The organism is Streptomyces sp. N35 (genome assembly GCF_016464295.1).
In the GTDB taxonomy this organism is placed as follows: Bacteria; Actinomycetota; Actinomycetes; order Streptomycetales; family Streptomycetaceae; genus Streptomyces.
The window spans coordinates 55415-73065 of sequence record NZ_JAEIMH010000013.1 but is presented as its reverse complement, the minus strand read 5'-3'; the positions used below and the strand labels follow the sequence as shown (position 1 = coordinate 73065).

The window sequence follows — 17651 nt, the reverse complement described above, 5'->3', positions numbered from 1 at the left end:
GGCCTCCCCCCCCCCCGGCCTGGGCCGGCCCCCCCAGGCCCCCGGGCCGGGGCCGCCCATCCCGGATCACCCGACTCGGCTCCCCCACCGCCAGGTCAACCGGATGGCCCCCGCGGCCGGGTTTTTTGTGTGCTGCACAGGATAGAAGCGGACAAGCCGCCCGACAGGGGCAGTTCATGTACGCGTAACACGCGCGACCTCTTCGTCACTGCCGCGAAACATCGAGCGGCATCCGCCGAAACGGCGCTGCGGGAATCTCTGGCGCATAACCGGCCGACCGCAATGGCCCGCTCACCCGGGCCGACCGCAACGGCCCACCTGACGGCCCACCCCTCATGCACGCAGAGCTTCGCCCGCACGGGCCGCATACGACGACGAGGAGACGCCGATGCCCCCAGGCATCATGATCGCCGCAGAGGAGCCCACGCTCTCGTCTGCCAACACCGGGTTCATGCTCATCTGCTCCGCCCTGGTGATGCTGATGACGCCTGGACTTGCCTTCTTCTACGGAGGCATGGTCCGCGTCAAGAGCACGCTGAACATGCTGATGATGAGCTTCATCAGCCTCGGGATCGTCACGATCCTGTGGGTTCTCTACGGCTTCAGCATGGCCTTCGGCACCGACAAGGGCGGCATCATCGGCTGGGAGGGCGACTTCCTCGGCCTCAGCGGCCTCGGGATCACCGAGCTCTGGCCCGGGTACACCATCCCCGTCTACGTCTTCGCCGTCTTCCAGCTGATGTTCGCGATCATCACGCCCGCCCTGATCAGCGGTGCGCTCGCGGACCGCGTGAAGTTCACCGCCTGGGCGCTGTTCATCGCGTTGTGGGCCACGGTCGTCTACTTCCCGGTCGCGCACTGGGTATGGGGCGCGGGCGGCTGGGCCTTCGAGCTCGGCGTCATCGACTTCGCCGGCGGTACCGCCGTGCACATCAACGCGGGTGCCGCGGCCCTCGGTGTGATCCTCGTGATCGGCAAGCGGGTCGGCTTCAAGAAGGACCCGATGCGGCCGCACTCCCTGCCGCTGGTGATGCTCGGCGCCGGTCTCCTTTGGTTCGGCTGGTTCGGCTTCAACGCCGGTTCGTGGCTGGGCAACGACGACGGCGTGGGCGCGGTCATGTTCGTCAACACGCAGGTGGCCACCGCCGCCGCGATGCTGGCCTGGCTCGCGTACGAGAAGATCCGGCACGGCGCGTTCACCACGCTGGGTGCCGCCTCCGGTGCGGTGGCCGGTCTGGTCGCGATCACCCCGTCCGGCGGTGCGGTCTCGCCGCTCGGTGCGATCGCGGTCGGTGCGATCGCGGGTGTCCTGTGCGCCATGGCCGTGGGCCTCAAGTTCAAGTTCGGCTACGACGACTCGCTCGACGTCGTGGGTGTCCATCTCGTCGGCGGTGTCGTGGGCTCGCTGCTCGTCGGCTTCTTCGCCACCGGTGGTGTGCAGAGCGACGTCAAGGGTCTCTTCTACGGGGGCGACGCCTCGCAGCTCGGCAAGCAGGCCGCGGGTGTCTTCGGTGTCCTTGCGTACTCCCTGGTGGTCTCTGCCATCCTCGCCTTCGTCATCGACAAGACGATCGGGATGCGGGTCTCCGAGGACGACGAGGTCACGGGTGTCGACACGGTCGAACACGCCGAGTCCGCCTACGACTTCAGCGGCGCGGGCGGCGGTACGGCCTCCCGTACCGCAGCGGTCCCCGCACCGCCCGCCGCAGCCCAGGACAGCAGCGCACCCGCAAAGAAGGTTGACGCATGAAGCTCATCACCGCGGTCGTGAAGCCGCACCGGCTCGACGAGATCAAGGAGGCCCTGCAGGCCTTCGGGGTGCACGGGCTCACCGTCACCGAGGCCAGCGGGTACGGCCGCCAGCGCGGACACACCGAGGTGTACCGGGGTGCCGAGTACACGGTGGACCTCGTGCCCAAGATCCGTATCGAGGTACTGGTCGAGGACGACGACGCCGAGCAGTTGATCGATGTCGTCGTGAAGGCCGCCCGTACCGGCAAGATCGGTGACGGCAAGGTCTGGTCGATTCCGGTGGAGACGGCGGTACGCGTCCGCACCGGCGAGCGCGGGCCCGACGCGCTCTGAACGGGCAACTGAACAGGCAAGGAGCTGCTGGGTGACGACTACGGACACCGTGACGGAATCTCAGGGGGATTCAGGACCCAGTGGCTATGCGGCGGCCCGGCTGCGCCTCCTTCAGGGGGAGCAGTCCGGGCCGCCGCGCCGTGCTGCCCTGGCGCGCCTGACGGACGACTGGCTGGCCGGCCTGTTCACCGCGCAGCCGCTGAAGGGGACGGCGCTGGTCGCGGTCGGCGGATACGGGCGGGGTGAGCTGTCACCGCGCAGCGACCTCGACCTGCTGCTCCTGCACGACGGCAGCGCGGACGCCGGCGCGCTCGCCGCGCTGGCCGACCGCATCTGGTACCCGGTGTGGGACCTCGGGCTCGCGCTCGACCACTCGGTGCGTACGTCGGGGGAGGCGCGCAAGACGGCCGGCGACGACCTCAAGGTCCAGCTCGGACTGCTCGACGCCCGGCATGTCGCCGGTGACCTGGGGATCACGGCCGGTCTGCGCACCGCCGTGCTGGCCGACTGGCGGAACCAGGCACCGCGCAGGCTGGGGGAGCTCCGGGAGCTGTGCGAGGAACGGGCCGAGCGGCAGGGGGAGTTGCAGTATCTTCTCGAACCCGACCTCAAGGAGGCGCGGGGCGGGCTGCGTGACGCGACCGCGCTGCGGGCGGTGGCGGCGTCCTGGCTGGCCGACGCGCCACGGGCCGGGCTCGACGAGGCGCGCAGGCACTTGCTCGACGTACGCGACGCACTGCATCTCGTCACCGGACGGGCCACGGATCGGCTCGCTCTGCAAGAGCAGGATCAAGTCGCTTCCGCACTCGGCCTGTTGGACGCCGACGCACTCCTTCGCCAGGTATACGAAGCGGCCCGGACCATCTCGTACGCGAGCGATGTGACCTGGCGCGAGGTGAGCCGGGTGCTGCGCTCGCGCAAGGCGAAGCCGCGGCTGCGGGCGATGCTCGGCGCCAAGCCGGCGCCGGAGCGCACCCCCTTGGCGGAGGGGGTCGTCGAGCAGGACGGCGAGGTCGTGCTCGCACGTGTCGCGCGGCCGGAGCGCGATCCGGTGCTGCCGCTGCGGGCCGCGGCGGCCGCCGCGCAGGCCGGTCTTCCGCTCTCCCTGCATGCCGTACGGGCCCTTGCGAGCGCGGCACGTCCCTTGTCGACACCGTGGCCGGCCGAGGCGCGCGAGCAGTTCGTGACGCTGCTCGGGGCCGGGCGGCCGACGGTCGCGGTGTGGGAAGCCCTTGAGGCCGAGGGCCTCATCACCCGGCTCCTTCCCGACTGGGAGCGGGTGCGCTGCCGGCCCCAGCGCAATGCCGTGCACACCTGGACGGTGGACCGGCATCTCGTCGAGGCCGCGGTCCAGGCGGCCGAGCTGACGCGGCGGGTGCACCGGCCGGACCTGCTGCTCGTCGCCGCGCTGCTGCACGACATCGGCAAGGGCTGGCCCGGGGACCACTCCGAGGCGGGGGAGGTCATCGCGCGGGACGTGGCCGCGCGGATCGGCTTCGAGCGCGCGGATGTCGAGGTCCTCTCGACGCTCGTACGCCATCACCTCCTGCTGATCGACACCGCGACCCGGCGCGACCTGGACGACCCTGCGACGATCCGGTCGGTCGCCGAAGCCGTGGGGTCCAGCTCCACGCTGGAGCTGCTGCACGCGCTGACCGAGGCGGACGCGCTGGCCACCGGGCCCGCCGCGTGGTCGACGTGGCGGGGGTCCCTGGTGGCCGACCTCGTGAAGCGCGTGGGGGCGCTGCTCGCCGGCGATCCGGTGCCGGATCCGTTGCAGGTCCCGAACACCGTGGAGCAGGAGCGGCTCGCCCTGGAGGCGTTCCGGACCGGGGCGCCCGTCCTTTCGCTGCGTGCGCAGATGGAAGCCGGTGCCGCGGACGAACCGGTCGGCGTCGAGCTCCTGGTGGCCGTGCCGGACCAGCCGGGGGTGCTGCCGGCGGTGGCGGGTGTGCTCGCGATGCACCGGCTCACCGTGCGGACGGCGGATCTGGGGGCGATCTCCCTGCCGGACGAGGTCGGCTCCGGGGCCGGTGCCGGGTCCGTGCTGCTGCTCCAGTGGCGGGTGGCCGCCGAGTACGGCTCGCTGCCCGAGGCGGCCCGGCTGCGCGCCGATCTCGTACGGGCCCTCGACGGGTCCCTCGACATCGCGGCGCGCCTAGCCGAGCGGGACGCGGCCTATCCGCGGCGCCGCGGCGCGGTGGCGCCGCCGGCCCGGGTGTCGGTCGCGCCGGCGGGCTCGCGCCTTGCGACCGTGATCGAGGTGCGGGCCCAGGACGCACCGGGGCTGCTGCACCGGATCGGACGCGCGCTGGAGGGCGCCGGGGTGATGGTGCGCTCCGCGCACGTCAGCACGCTGGGGTCCAACGCGGTGGACGCGTTCTACGTGACCAGCCCCGAGGGAGCACCGCTGGCCGCCGCCGATGCGGCGGAGGTGGTGCGGTCGGTGGAGGGGGCGTTGCGGTAGGGCCTCGAGGACGGGTGGGTCGAGTGGTTCCGTGCGTACGGACAGCTGGTTGTGACGGCAGGGACGGCTGGTTCCGTACGCACGGGCAGCTGGTTCCGTACGCACGGACAGCTAGTTCCGTACGCACGGACGGCCCACTGTCGCGGCCAGATACCCTGGAAGGCGCACAACCCCCGCCCGCCACCGACCCGAGGATTCGCGACCGCCGTGTTCGATACTCTCTCCGACCGCCTCGCAGCGACATTCAAGAACCTCCGCGGCAAGGGTCGCCTCAGCGAGGCGGACATCGACGCCACGGCACGGGAAATCCGTATCGCGCTGCTCGAGGCCGACGTCGCACTGCCCGTCGTGCGCGCCTTCATCAAGCAGATCAAGGAGCGCGCCACCGGCGCCGAGGTCTCCCAGGCGCTGAACCCGGCGCAGCAGGTCATCAAGATCGTCAACGAGGAGCTCGTCGGCATCCTCGGCGGCGAGACCCGCCGCCTGCGCTTCGCCAAGTCCGGCCCGACCGTGATCATGCTCGCGGGTCTGCAGGGTGCCGGTAAGACCACGCTCGCCGGAAAGCTCGGCCTGTGGCTGAAGGGGCAGGGCCACGCGCCGCTCCTCGTCGCCTGTGACCTGCAGCGCCCCAACGCCGTCAACCAGCTCAGCGTCGTCGCCGAGCGCGCCGGCGTGGGCATCTACGCCCCGCAGCCCGGCAACGGTGTCGGTGACCCGGTCCAGGTGGCGCAGGACTCCATCGAGTACGCCAAGACCAAGCAGTACGACGTGGTCATCGTCGACACCGCCGGCCGCCTGGGCATCGACCAGGAGCTGATGCAGCAGGCCGCGGACATCCGCGACGCGGTCAAGCCCGACGAGGTCCTCTTCGTCGTCGACGCGATGATCGGTCAGGACGCGGTCAACACCGCCGAGGCCTTCCGCGACGGTGTCGGCTTCGACGGCGTGGTGCTCTCCAAGCTCGACGGTGACGCCCGCGGTGGTGCCGCGCTCTCCATCGCGCACGTGACCGGCCGCCAGATCATGTTCGCCTCCAACGGCGAGAAGCTGGACGAGTTCGACGCGTTCCACCCGGACCGCATGGCGTCCCGCATCCTCGGCATGGGCGACATGCTCAGCCTGATCGAGAAGGCCGAGCAGACCTTCTCGCAGGCCGAGGCCGAGAAGATGGCCGCCAAGCTGCAGAGCGCCAAGGGCGGCAAGGACTTCACGCTCGACGACTTCCTGGCTCAGATGGAGCAGGTCAGGAAGATGGGCTCGATCTCGAAGCTGCTCGGCATGCTGCCGGGCATGGGTCAGATCAAGGACCAGATCAACAACATCGACGAGCGCGATGTCGACCGCACCGCGGCCATCATCAAGTCGATGACGCCGGCGGAGCGCGCGGACGCCACGATCATCAACGGTTCGCGCCGCGCCCGTATCGCCAAGGGTTCCGGTGTCGAGGTCAGCGCGGTCAAGAACCTCGTCGAGCGGTTCTTCGAGGCGCGTAAGATGATGTCGCGGATGGCTCAGGGCGGCGGTATGCCGGGGATGCCCGGGATGCCGGGCATGGGTGGCGGTCCCGGCCGGCAGAAGAAGCAGCAGAAGCAGGCCAAGGGCAAGCGGAAGTCGGGCAACCCGATGAAGCGCAAGGCCGAGGAGCAGGCGGCTCAGGCCAAGCGGGAGCAGGCGGCCCAGAGTGGTGGGGCGTTCGGGCTGCCGGCCGGTGAGCAGGGCGGCAAGGACTTCGAGCTTCCGGACGAGTTCAAGAAGTTCATGGGCTGATCCAGGCCGGCCGGCGATTGAGGCCATCCGGCCGAAGGTCGGATTCTGGGGCCTGGGGGCGTAGCCACCAGTTTCGGGAAGGGGCGGGTAGGGGAATCAAACTCCCTCGCCCACCCCGACCCGCAGAGCAGCCCCATTGGCCAGCCCCGCCGGATCCACCCCCAAAGCCGCCGCAGCCGTGGCCCCCACATCTGCCAACGACCCCGCGTCCGGCAGGAGTTCGACCCCCGGGGCGCCCGGGCGGTGGATCAGCACCGGGACGTACTCCCGCGTGTGATACGCGTGCCCGATCGTCGGGTCGTTGCCGTGGTCACCGGTGACGATCAGACGGTCGCCCGGGGAGTCCAGGAGCGACAGGAGCTCCAGGAGGCCGGCGTCCACCTGTTCCAGGACCTCCCCGAAGCGGCGTACGTCCTGCTGGTGGCCGGCCAGATCCGTCTCCTGGACGTTGGCCACGACCAGACCGGGGCGGCGGGCCGCCTCCAGCGTGTGGGACAGGACCTCGGCGGTGGGCACCGCAGGGCGTCGTATCGCGGAAGCGCACTCCAGGATGTCGGCCGCCTTGCCGACCAGTGTGACCGGGATCCCGGCGGCCGCCGCGAGCGAGGGCAGCTGGCGCGTGTGGTCCAACTCGGCGCCCAGATGCTGCACTTCGAGCCCGCCGCCCAGGTAGAACCCGCTGGCCGGAGTGTCCAGGCCGATCGTGCCGGCGTCCCCGTCCCGTACGTACGCGGGCAGTGGCTCTGTGGCGTGACCGCCGACCGCGATCACCCGGGCGACGGGTGCGACGGACCGCACCGTACGCGCGATGGAGAGGATCGACGCGAAGGGGAAGTCCTCCAGGCGGCCCGAGGTGTTCCAGTTGATGCCCGGGTCGGCTTCGAGGTTGTCGTGGACGAGGACGGCGCCGTCCACGACCAACAGGGGCTTTCCGCCGAGGAGTTCGACCCGATGGCCCGCCGCGCGCAGCGCGGAGCCCACCTCGTCCAAGTGCTCCGCGAGCCGCGCCACCGTGACCTTGCTGAAGTCGGCGCCCATCATCGTCTGATGCCCGGCGAAGGTGTCGGCGCCCGGGTAGCCGAGCGCCGCGCGCCCGGCCGCGACCGGCAGCGGTGTGCTGCGGGCCAGGCTGGCGTGCGGATGGACGAGGCCGAGGCCCAGCTTCCCCAGGGCGGGAAGGTGCAGGGTGCGGCCGCAGTGGTCGAGTACGTGGCCGCAGGTGTCGGCCCCCAGATCGCCCGGGCGAAGAGCGCCCGCGTCCGGCATCGCACCCACGCCGAAGCCGTCGATGACGACGATGACCGTGCGGCTCATGCCGTCACCTCCGGGTGCGGAACGCCCAGTGGGCCGTGCGGGCGGCCCAGCGCGTCGTACAGGCCGGTGAGCCGTGGGCTGCCGGTCGACAGGCCGGCGACGACCGCGACATTGCTGCGGGTCACGAAGATCTGCGTACGGAAGGCGAGCAGGGCCGTGTCGCCCGCGCGGGCCTCGGGGGAGGCTTCGAGGAGCCGGTAGTAGTCGATGTTCTCGGCGGGGGAGTCGAGGACGGTGAGCCGGGTGCCCGTCCGCGGGAGCAGCGCCTCCTTGATGCCGGCGCGCGGGTAGAACCCGCCGCCGTACACCGCCGGTCGGCCGTCGGCGAGGGTGTGGGCGACCTCGGTGACGTACACGTACGCGGGTGTCTCCGGCTGGCCGGGATCGACCGCGTGCAGCGGGGTGGTGCCGGTCAGGGCATGGCCCGGCTCGCCGTGCGTGGCGCCCAGGGAGGCGAGCAGCGGGAGCGAGGCCGTCGAGGTGGCGCTCGGGGCGCTGAGCTTGAGGTTGCTGTGGCCGCGGTCGGCGAGCAACTCGCGTGCCTTGAGGGCGAGTTCGAAGTTGGCGGTGGCGCGCGGGGTGCCGTCCTCCGGGTCGCACAGGACGCACGGGAAGGCGGTCACGCCCGCGATCCGGATGCCGTCGAGCTGCTCCACCTCGGCCGCGAAGGCATCGAGGGAGTCGAGCGGCACCCCGCCCTCCTGCCCCGGATACACCGCGCCCGGAGCGCCTTCCAGGCGGATCAACACATCCTGTACGAAGCCGAGTTCACGCGCCGCATCCGATACGGCTCGGGCGTTCGCCAGGTCGAAGACCGTGACCGTCTCCGGGCGCCAGGCGAGCAGCTCGGGCAATTGGCGGTGCGGGATCTGCACCAGATGGCCGAGGTTTCCGGCCCGGGCGCCCGCATCGTGCAGGATGCGCGCCTCGGGCGGGTCGATCGCCGCGAACTTCGGGATATGCCGGGCGATCGCCTTGATCAGCTCGGGGTTGCGGCCGAACTGCTTGACCACGAACCACAGGGTGAGCCCGAGGCGTTCGGCCTCGGCGGCGAGCAGGGCGGCGTTGGCCTCGACCGCGTCGAGGTCCATGACGTAGGTGTCCGGGGGGATCGCTCCCGAACGGTGCAGCTCGGCCGCCGCATCGGCCAGAGCGGGGTTGCGTGCGAGGAGGGTGTCGAGGAACACGGTCGTTCAGTCCTTGCTGTGGGGCGCGAAGGGCTTGTCGGTGCGGGGCGGGAGCGGCTCATCGCTGTGCGGCGGGAGTGGCTCATTGCCGTGGGACGGGATTGGCTCACCGCCGTGGGGCGCGGGCAACTCGGCCAGGGCCTGGCGCAGGATGCCGATCACCAGGTCGGCGCCGGCCCGCATCGGGTTGATCCGTACGGTCCAGTCGGCGAGCTCGGGTGCGTCGTCGAGGGACGAGCTCGACATCCGGTAGAAGAGCGGGGCGATCTCGTAGCGCGAGTTGGAGCCCACGGGATAGGGGGCGGCTCCGAACTTCGCCGCGACGGCGGGGAGTTCACGGGCGACGGGGCGGTCGAGTCGTACGAGAAGGCAGCGGTCCTGTGCGTTGGCGATCCGCACTTCCGCCACGCCCTCGACCTCGCCGGCCGTCAGCCGCTCGGCGACCTCGGCCCCGACCTGCGACTGCACCGACCACATGACGGGTACGTGGGTCAGCGCCCGTAGCGCGTCGAGGGCCTGGTGGCCCTGGACCTGGCCGCCGCCCGAGTAGTTGTCGGCCCGCACTCGTTCGACGACATCGTGGGCGCCGACCACGACGCCCACGCCCTCGGGCCCGTGCAGCTTGAACAGGGAGAAGCACGAGGCGTCGGCGCCGAGTTCGACTCCGGCGGCGGGCGTGCGCAGCACCGCGTAGTTGTCGTCCACGAGGGTGCGCACCCCGGCCGCGCGGCAGGCCGCGAGGACCTCGCCCGGGTCGCACGAGTCGCCTAGGCGCTGGCGGGTGTGCTGCACGTAGGCCCAGGTGAAGCGGCCGGATGCGAGGGCCTTGTCCAGGGCGGCCCGGTCGTTGAAGTCGACCTCGACCGTCTCCATGCCCAGGCCGCGCAGGGTGACTTCGGTGCTGCGGTAGATGGGCGCGCGGTGGATCAGCAGCGGTCCGTGCGCCGTGGTGAGCGCGGCCCGGATCGCTCCGGTGCCCGCGCCCTGGACGAGCGCCGCGTCCTCGGCGCCGAAGAAGTCGGCGAGCACGGCCTCGACGCGTGCGGTCGTACGCGGCCTGCCGAGCCCGGGCACGACCCCGGCGTCGGCGCTGAACAACTGCTCGCCCTCGAAGTGGGCGGCCACGCATTCCATCAGCCGGAACTGCCGGGCGATCGCGTCCTGGAGCGGGACCGTGGCCAGCGGGAAGGTCTCGGGGAGCTTCATGGCTCGGGGGAGCTTCGTCTCGGCTTCGGGGAGCTTCATCTCAGCTTCGGGGAGCTTCATCTCATACGTCCTCGTGGGCGGCGGCGCCGCCCGTCAGGAAGCGCACCGGATTGCGGCGCGTCATCAGATCGATCAGGTCCTCGTCGACACCGGCGGCCCTGGCCTGCCCCAGGAACGTACGGAACAAGTGGCCGTACCCCGTGCCGCCTTCGGACTCCAGATAGCCGTGTCGCGAGATATCGCAGCTGAGCAGCACCCGGTCGGCATGGCCGGCCTCCAGGAGCTCCAGGAGCAGCCGAAGCCGGGTCGCGTCGGGCTGGTAGCTCTCCTTGCCGACGGTGTCGAAGGCCACGTACGCGCCGCTTGCCGCCAACTCCCGGTGCACGGACGGCTCGTCGAGCAGATCCTGGTGCCCGATCGAGATCCGGTGCGGGGCCAGGCCCGCGCCGGTCAGGAGGTCGAGCTGGGCGAGACCGCCGCGCCCCAGCTGGGCGTGGGTGGCGACGGAGAGCCCGGTGGCGGTGGCCGCCTCGGCGGCGGCGAGCAGGGAACGCGTCTCGGGTTCGCTCGGCGTATCACCGTGGCTGCCGACCTCTCCGATGACTCCCGGCCGTATGCCCGTGGCGCCGATCCCACCGTCGATCTCGCGGATCAGGGTGCCGGCGAGCTGCTCGACGCTCGCGTCGCCGATCTCCTCGGGGTGGAAGGGCTCGTAGTACCAGCCGGTCGCCGCGACCACGGCGACCCCGGACTCCTTTGCCATCTGCGCCAGGGCCTCGACGTCGCGGCCCATGCCCCGGCAGGTCAGCTCGATGACGAGAGCGAGGCCGAACTCCTCGCGCAGGGAGGTGAGTTCCCCGGTGATCCGCGGCCCGTGCACCTGCGGGTCGAGGGCGGCGGCCCGGTCGCCTGAGCGGTCCAGATCAAGGGCCAGATGTTCGTGGGCGAGTGCGGGACCGTGCACGTCGGTGGGGGAGAGGGGGCCGAGAACGGTCTGCAGGTGGTTCATGTCGTACGCCTTACTGCTGTTCTCTCAGGCGGCTTGCCGCTGTTCCTTCAGGAGGTGGCCGGCTCAGCCCTTGATCGGGGTGAACAGGTTCATCCAGTACAGGAGGTTGAGCACGATGCCGCCGATGATCACCGCGACCGGCGCGGCGGCCATCCGCACGACCGGGCGTCCCATGGCCTCGTTCATCAGATAGAGACCGCCGCAGATGAGGATGCCGAGGCCGCCGCCCATCGCATTGGCGGCCATCAGCGAACCGAAGAGGATCGCGAGCCCGAGCGCTTCGCTGATCGCGCTGCGCAGATGCTCCGAGGAGTCGCGGACGCTGGGGAGCTTGCCGAGGGCCTTGCCGATGTACGACAGGGCCAGGACTTCGAGGGCGAAGACCGCAGCGCCGGCGAGAGCGGCGAGGAACGGGTTCGGCATCAGATAGCCGATGGGATACGCGAGGGTGAAGCCCGCGATGCCGTACGCACCGGAGGCGAGCGCGGTCGTCGCGATCAGCGGGATGAAGCCGAACACCCGGTAGAAGTCGACCTGGGCGGCCTCCGCGTACTGGCCCTTGGCGATCAGGAAGCTGGTCGCCTCGCCACCACCGAAGATCTTCATCTGCGCGAGGACACAGACACCGGCGCCGAGCACCATGAACAGCGGCAGGTACTTGCGCAGCCGGGCCGCGCTCGCGCTGAACAGCGAGGCCATCGGGTCCTCGACACCCTCGGGGAGTTCGTACGAGACTCCGGCGGCCTTGTCGGCCCTGCGCTGCTTCAGGTCCTTGTCGATCGCGAAACCGATGAGCGCCAGGACGCCGACGGCCATGGCGATCGCGCCGGGGAACACGGTCGGCCAGAGCTTCATCGTCATGACCACGAGCGCCAGCTCGACCACGCCGACGATGCCGCCGCGGAGGCGGCCGAACTGCTTGGTGACGGCGAGCACCGGGAAGAGCGCGAACAGGAAGAGGATCGGCGTCGACATCTGCTGCATCGCGTCGAGGAAGTCGACGGGCAGCTTCTTCGCCAGGTCGTTCGCGCCGCCGAGCCCGTAGACGACGACCGCGCCCCAGCCCGCGCCGAGCAGCGGCGCCAGCCACTTCTTCGGCGACAGGAGGCCGAGGATGTCGGTGGGCAGGAACAGCAGCCAGGGGTTGAGCACCCCGGAGACCAGCGCCATCGGGGCACCCAGACCGAAGATGAACCCGGCCGAGAGGCCGAACGACACCGCCGTGGTGGCGCTGCGGGTCGTGCGCTTCTGGATGAAGTCGAGCATGAACGGCCGTACACCGTCGTTGAAGACGGCCAGCGCCATGTGCGAGATGTACGCGGTCAGCGCACACAGCGCGATCACCATCAGCTGCTGGGGCAGCGTGAAGTCCAGGTTGGCCGCGGCGAGTTGGAGGGTGTGCGGGTCGCTCTGCACGAAGGCGGCCGGGTAGGCGGCGGGGATCACGAGGTCACTCCTTTGTGCCCTGGGTGCTTACGGCGGGTCTCAGCCGCGTGCGGCTATGGCGCGGGCGATGACCGGCGCGGCCTCGCCGATCTGGTCCATGGCGAAGCCGAACACCTTCTTGCCGCTCGCGATCAGGGCGGCGACCTCGTCCTCGGTGGGGATGCTCCGGCCGAAGGTGTGGCAGGCGGCCTGGCCCATCAGGCCGACGAGGACGCCGAGCGAGGCGCCGGCGCCGGTGTGGCAGGTGCCGAGGTAGAAGTCGGCCTGGTTGACGCGCAGCTTCATCGCGGCGTCCATGTCGCTGGACACGACGACCTCGACGCCTTCGAGCCCGAGCCGCTTGACCGTGTCCGCGACCTCGACCTTGCCGACGCCGCCGGTGAGGATCTTCGTCATGGTGCTGTCCTTCTCGTGTGGGGTGTGCGGGGGGTTCAGCGGGTGGATGGTGGATGGTTCAGCGGGTGGATGTCTGCTGGGCCAGGACGGCCAGGTGCATCGCGAGGAAGTTGATCTCGGAGTCCGGGAGATGGGCGCCCAGTGCGGTGCCGGCGCGCCCGGCGATCTCGCGTGCGCGGGTCACGGCCTCGGGGTGGGCGGCGAGTTCGGCCCGTACCTGCTCGTCGGTGAGGAACTGCTCGATCGGCTCGCCGGCCAGGAGGCGGGTGAGCGCCATCATCAGATGGCTGGTGAGCATGCCCGCGGTCTCCTCGGTGACCCGGCGGCCCCCGTCGGTGAGCGCGATCAGTTCGGCGGTCACGAAGTCGGCCACCTCGGGCCGGACTTGACCGCTCTCACGGAACAGCTGGATGCGGAGCGCGAGCTGATCGTCCATGACCTTCCCTTCCTTCACTTGGGCCATTTCCTTCACTTGCCTTGGACAGTAACCAGGATTCTGGATTCTCAAGAGGGCCCTTGGTCCTGTCCTTGACCGGGTCCTTGACCGGGTCCTTGACCGGGTCCTTGACCGGGTCCTTGACCGGGTCCTTGACCGGGTCCTTGACCGGGTCCTTGACCGGGTCCTTGACCGGGTCCTTGACCGGGCCCTTGACCGGGCCCTTTAGTGGTCCGGCGCCGGTCAGTACGAGGGGATCCGCTCGCCCCGCAGCACTTCCTGCTGCAGCGCGGTGACGAGCGAGAGATCCAGTCCGTCCCGTACGGCTTCCAGCGCGTGCGCACCCTCGGACCGCCCGACGATGGCGGCGGAGGAGTTGCGCAGGGAGAGCTCGCGGGTGATCTCGTCGCCGAGCGGGAGCACGTCCACGACATCGCCGCCGAGCCGGTCCACCTCGTCGATGTTCCAGACCGTGGCGTCCACGCGGGCGTGCCGGAAGAGATCGCGCAGCTGCATGTACGAGGCTTCGACCCACTCGATGTCGTCGCGCCCCGCGAAGGCCCGCTCGACGAGCATCGACTGGTCCTGCGAGGAATGGTCGATCGCCACCCGCAGCCCGGGCCGCGTGGGCTCGGCGCCCTGGCGGACGAGTATCCCGTGAGCGCCGACATAGGTGGCCGGTCCGAGATCGGCGACCAGCTCGACGGGCTCGCCCGCCTCGATCAGCCGGTCCGCGGCGAAGCGCGAGAGGACGACCAGGTCGACCTTCCGCTCGACCAGCGCCGTGACCCGGTCGGTCGCACCGCGCATGAACGTGATGGCGAACGGGGCGCCGGCCTGCTCGCAAGCGCTCCGGAGCCCGGTCGCGAGACCTTCGTAACGCCGTGAGTACGGCAGCGGCATCGCGGCGAGCAGGGTGCCCAGACCCGAGAGGCGCCACAGTATGGCGCGGTCCGAGCGGACCAGGAACGTGCCGAGGTGGCCCCGGGCCTGGGTGGTGATGGCGCCCGATTCCTCCAGGAGCTGCAGCGCGGCCTGGACCGTGCCGTTGCCGACCTTCAGCTCTTCGGCGAAGTCCCGCAGCCGGGGGAGCCGGGTGTCGGGCTCATGGCCGAGGAGCAGCACCGCCAGCTGGCGTGCGGTGAGGCCGTTGCGGGTCAGGAAGCGCTCGTCGATGCCGTTCACGCAGCCGACAGTAACCAGGATCCTGGATATTGTGCAAGGGTCTCGCGGCGGAGCCGCGCCCGGCTTGGTGAAGCGGGGCTATGCCCGGCTTGGTGAAGGTGCCCAAAATGCCGGACATGCCCGCCTCTCGAATAATGGCGAGCGTGACAGCCCCCAGCCCCGTGCCCCCGCGCGACCGCACCGACCAGCCGTGGCGCTCCGAGGGTGCACCGCCGCCGCCCCCGCCCAAGAAGAAGCTGTCCTGGCGCAGCCTGCTGTGGACGGCGCTGCTCGTCTATCTGCTGACCAACCTTCTGCTCGGCTTCTTCGGCGACGACAAGCCCAAGACGATCTCGTACACCGAGTTCAGCAGCCAGCTGAACGCCGGCAACGTCGAGAAGATCTACGCCAAGGGCGACCAGATCCAGGGTGACCTCAAGAAGGAAGCCGAGGTCCCCGACGGCGGCAAGGGGAACTACCAGGAGTTCATCACCCAGCGCCCGAGCTGGGCGGACGATCAGATCTGGGACGAGCTGACCAAGCAGAAGGTCACCGTCACCGCGGAGCCGGTCTACAAGGAACCGAGCCTCCTGACCAACCTGCTCCTCTCCCTTCTGCCGATCCTGCTGCTCGTCGGCCTGTGGATGTTCATGGCCCGCCGGATGGCCGCAGGGATGGGCGGCGGCGCGGGCGGCATGCTGGGGCGCAAACAGCCGCCGAAACCGGTCGAGTTGGAGGGCGCCAAGCGCACCACGTTCGCGGATGTCGCGGGCATCGACGAGGTCGAGGGCGAGCTCAACGATGTCGTCGACTTCCTCAAGAACCCCGATGCGTACCGCAAGATGGGCGCCAAGATGCCCGGCGGCGTGCTCCTCGCGGGCCCGCCCGGAACCGGTAAGACGCTGCTCGCGCGGGCCGTCGCGGGCGAGGCCGAGGTGCCGTTCTTCTCCGCGTCCGCGTCCGAGTTCATCGAGATGATCGTGGGCGTCGGCGCCTCGCGCGTACGCGAACTCTTCGCCGAGGCGCGGAAGGTGGCGCCCGCCATCATCTTCATCGACGAGATCGACACCATCGGCCGGGCCCGCGGCGGCGGCTCCGGAATGGGCGGACACGACGAGCGCGAGCAGACGCTCAACCAGATCCTCACCGAGATGGACGGCTTCTCCGGTTCCGAGGGCGTCGTGGTCCTCGCGGCCACCAACCGCGCCGACATCCTCGACCCGGCGCTCACCCGGCCGGGACGCTTCGACCGCACGGTCATGGTGAGCCCGCCCGACCGCAAGGGCCGCGAGGCCATCCTCGAGATCCACACGCGCGACATCCCGCTCGCGGACGGCGTCGACCTCGCCCAGGTCGCCCGTACGACACCGGGTATGACCGGTGCCGAACTCGCCAACCTGGCCAACGAGGCGGCCCTGCTCGCGGTCAAGCGCAAGCAGTCCGAGGTGAGTCAGTCCGACCTGTCCGACGCCCTGGAGAAGGTCCAGCTCGGCGCCGAACGCCCGTTGGTGATGCCCGACGAGGAGCGCCGGCGCACCGCGTACCACGAGAGCGGGCACGCGCTGCTCGGCATGCTGCAGCCGGGCGCGGACCCGGTCCGCAAGATCACCATCGTGCCGCGCGGCCGCGCGCTGGGGGTCACTCTCTCCACTCCGGACGCCGACAAGTACGCGTACACCGAGGAGTATCTGCGCGGCCGGATCATCGGCGCGCTCGGCGGCATGGCGGCCGAGCAGGTCGTCTTCGACGAGATCACCACGGGCGCCGAGAACGACCTCGAACAGGTCACCAACATCGCCCGCGGCATGGTCGCCCGCTGGGGCATGAGTGAGCGCGTCGGCCGCCTCTCGGCGGTCCCGAACGACGGCCAGAGCCCGTACGGCCTGACCGCTGCGCCTTCGACGCTCGACGCGATCGACGGCGAGATGCGCCGCATCGTCGACGAGTGCTACGAGGCCGCCTGCCGCCAACTGCGCGACCACCGCGCCCAGCTGGACGCACTCTCGGAGGCACTGCTGGCCAACGAGACGCTGGACGAGGCGGAGGCCTATCGGGCGGCGGGGATCACGCGGCTGACGAAGGGGGAGTGAACGGCGGGTTGTCAGAGGGGCGAGTGATCGGCGGGGTTGTCAGAAGGCGAGTGGTCGGCGGGGTTGTCAGAAGGCGAGTGATCGGCGGGATTGTCAGTGGGCGCCGATAGCCTTGGAAGGGCTCGGCCCCCGGGAGGGAGGGGTCTGCCCCGGACCCCGTCCTCCCCCGAGAGGGAGGGCCTGCCCGGGCCCCCGCCCCGCCCCCATCACCTCGTCCGCGCCACCAAATACCGGAACACGTTCGCCATCCACACCGTCCCGTCCCTCCGCAGATGCGGATGCAGGGCCTCGGTCAGTTCCTTGCGTACCTGGCGTGCGTCCGTGGCGCCGACCGCCGCGTCGAACAGGCCGGTCGACAGGAGTCCGCGCACCGCGCTGTCCATGTCCGCGTAGCCGAACGGGCAGGCCACCCGTCCCGAGCCGTCGGGCTTGAGCCCGGCCCGCTGGGCCACGTCCTCCAGATCGTCCCGCTCCGAGGGCCGCCAACTGCCCGTGGAGCGCAGCGGATCCGCCAGCCGTGTCGCCACCCGCAGCACCGACGACGTGGTGCACCGTTCGGGCGGCCCCCACCCGGCGAGCACCACGAGCGACCCGCGGTCGGCGAGCGGCGCCGCCCGTTGGAGCAGGGGCGCGAGCCCCTCCGAGTCCCCGGACATACAGCCGATCGGCTGGAACGCGGTGATCATGTTGTACGGGGGACGACTGACGTCCACCGCGGCCTCGGGCCCGCCTTCCATGAGCCGGGCGTCGGCCGCGTGGTCGCCCCACAGTCCGTCGGGCAGCAGCCGCTCGCGTGCCAGGGCGAGCCGCTCGGGGCAGAGATGCTCGACGCCGGTGACCGAGGCGCCGCGCGTGGCCGCCATCAGGAGAGCGAGCCCGGAGCCGCAGCCGAGACCCAGCAGCCGGGTACCGGCGCCTACTTCGAGTCGTTCGTGGACCGCGTCGTAGAGCGGTACGAGCATCCGCTCCTGAATCTCCGCCCAGTCACGCGCGCGTAGCTGGGCATCCGTCGCCCGGGGGGTGCTGGTACCCGGGTGGGTCAGGTGCCGTTGCGCGAGCGTAGGTGTCATGAAGAGCGCCCCAA

General features: G+C 70.7%; 14 protein-coding genes. 5 read left to right on the top strand and 9 right to left on the bottom strand.

The features are described from left to right. Window positions 1-388: 388 nt before the first annotated feature. The 4 genes from JAO81_RS10195 (at window position 389) to ffh (ending at window position 6319) form a co-directional block, all read left to right on the top strand. Complete coding sequence (locus JAO81_RS10195; protein WP_199547462.1) at window positions 389-1750, top strand: ammonium transporter; 1362 nt, start codon at window positions 389-391, stop codon at window positions 1748-1750. Then, entirely contained in the window at window positions 1747-2085 is a 339-nt protein-coding gene (locus JAO81_RS10190; RefSeq protein WP_030231663.1) for a P-II family nitrogen regulator, read from the top strand. Before JAO81_RS10195 ends, JAO81_RS10190 begins: the two co-directional genes overlap by 4 nt. 31 nt (window positions 2086-2116) lie before the next feature. Beyond that, complete coding sequence (locus tag JAO81_RS10185) at window positions 2117-4552, top strand: [protein-PII] uridylyltransferase (RefSeq protein WP_199547461.1); 2436 nt, start codon at window positions 2117-2119, stop codon at window positions 4550-4552. A gap of 207 nt (window positions 4553-4759) precedes the next feature. Further along, window positions 4760-6319: a signal recognition particle protein gene (gene ffh, locus JAO81_RS10180; RefSeq protein WP_199547460.1), complete on the top strand. Its 1560-nt coding sequence runs from the start codon at window positions 4760-4762 to the stop codon at window positions 6317-6319. A gap of 96 nt (window positions 6320-6415) precedes the next feature. Here the strand turns inward: ffh and JAO81_RS10175 are convergent, their stop codons facing one another. The 8 genes from JAO81_RS10175 to yhfZ form a co-directional block, all read right to left on the bottom strand. After that, window positions 6416-7633 (bottom strand): phosphopentomutase, encoded by a 1218-nt coding sequence (locus tag JAO81_RS10175; RefSeq protein WP_199547459.1) that lies wholly within the window; start codon window positions 7631-7633, stop codon window positions 6416-6418. Next, window positions 7630-8820: an alanine racemase gene (locus JAO81_RS10170; protein WP_199547458.1), complete on the bottom strand. Its 1191-nt coding sequence runs from the start codon at window positions 8818-8820 to the stop codon at window positions 7630-7632. Before JAO81_RS10170 ends, JAO81_RS10175 begins: the two co-directional genes overlap by 4 nt. A gap of 6 nt (window positions 8821-8826) precedes the next feature. Next, a complete protein-coding gene (locus JAO81_RS10165) occupies window positions 8827-10026 on the bottom strand; it encodes an aminotransferase class V-fold PLP-dependent enzyme (RefSeq protein ID WP_199547503.1) in 1200 nt (399 codons plus the stop codon). A gap of 61 nt (window positions 10027-10087) precedes the next feature. After that, the gene (locus JAO81_RS10160) at window positions 10088-11035 is read right to left on the bottom strand and encodes a phosphotriesterase (protein ID WP_199547457.1); all 948 of its coding nucleotides are present in this window, start codon (window positions 11033-11035) and stop codon (window positions 10088-10090) included. A 63-nt stretch (window positions 11036-11098) separates the two neighbouring features. Beyond that, window positions 11099-12382, bottom strand: a complete 1284-nt coding sequence (locus JAO81_RS10155) for a YhfT family protein (protein ID WP_199547502.1) — start codon at window positions 12380-12382, stop codon at window positions 11099-11101. 138 nt (window positions 12383-12520) lie between these two features. Continuing rightward, on the bottom strand, window positions 12521-12877 hold the full coding sequence (locus tag JAO81_RS10150; RefSeq protein ID WP_199547456.1) for a DUF2620 domain-containing protein: 357 nt from the start codon (window positions 12875-12877) through the stop codon (window positions 12521-12523). 58 nt (window positions 12878-12935) lie between these two features. After that, window positions 12936-13313, bottom strand: a complete 378-nt coding sequence (locus JAO81_RS10145; RefSeq protein WP_199547455.1) for a PRD domain-containing protein — start codon at window positions 13311-13313, stop codon at window positions 12936-12938. A 243-nt stretch (window positions 13314-13556) separates the two neighbouring features. After that, window positions 13557-14498: a GntR family transcriptional regulator YhfZ gene (gene yhfZ, locus JAO81_RS10140; protein ID WP_199547454.1), complete on the bottom strand. Its 942-nt coding sequence runs from the start codon at window positions 14496-14498 to the stop codon at window positions 13557-13559. Window positions 14499-14641: 143 nt separating this feature from the next. Here yhfZ and ftsH point away from each other — a divergent pair, with 143 nt between their 5' ends. Beyond that, window positions 14642-16567 (top strand): ATP-dependent zinc metalloprotease FtsH, encoded by a 1926-nt coding sequence (ftsH, locus tag JAO81_RS10135; protein WP_307813267.1) that lies wholly within the window; start codon window positions 14642-14644, stop codon window positions 16565-16567. A 206-nt stretch (window positions 16568-16773) separates the two neighbouring features. Here ftsH and JAO81_RS10130 read toward each other — a convergent pair whose 3' ends face one another. After that, the gene (locus JAO81_RS10130; protein ID WP_199547453.1) at window positions 16774-17637 is read right to left on the bottom strand and encodes an SAM-dependent methyltransferase; all 864 of its coding nucleotides are present in this window, start codon (window positions 17635-17637) and stop codon (window positions 16774-16776) included. Window positions 17638-17651 lie beyond the last annotated feature (14 nt).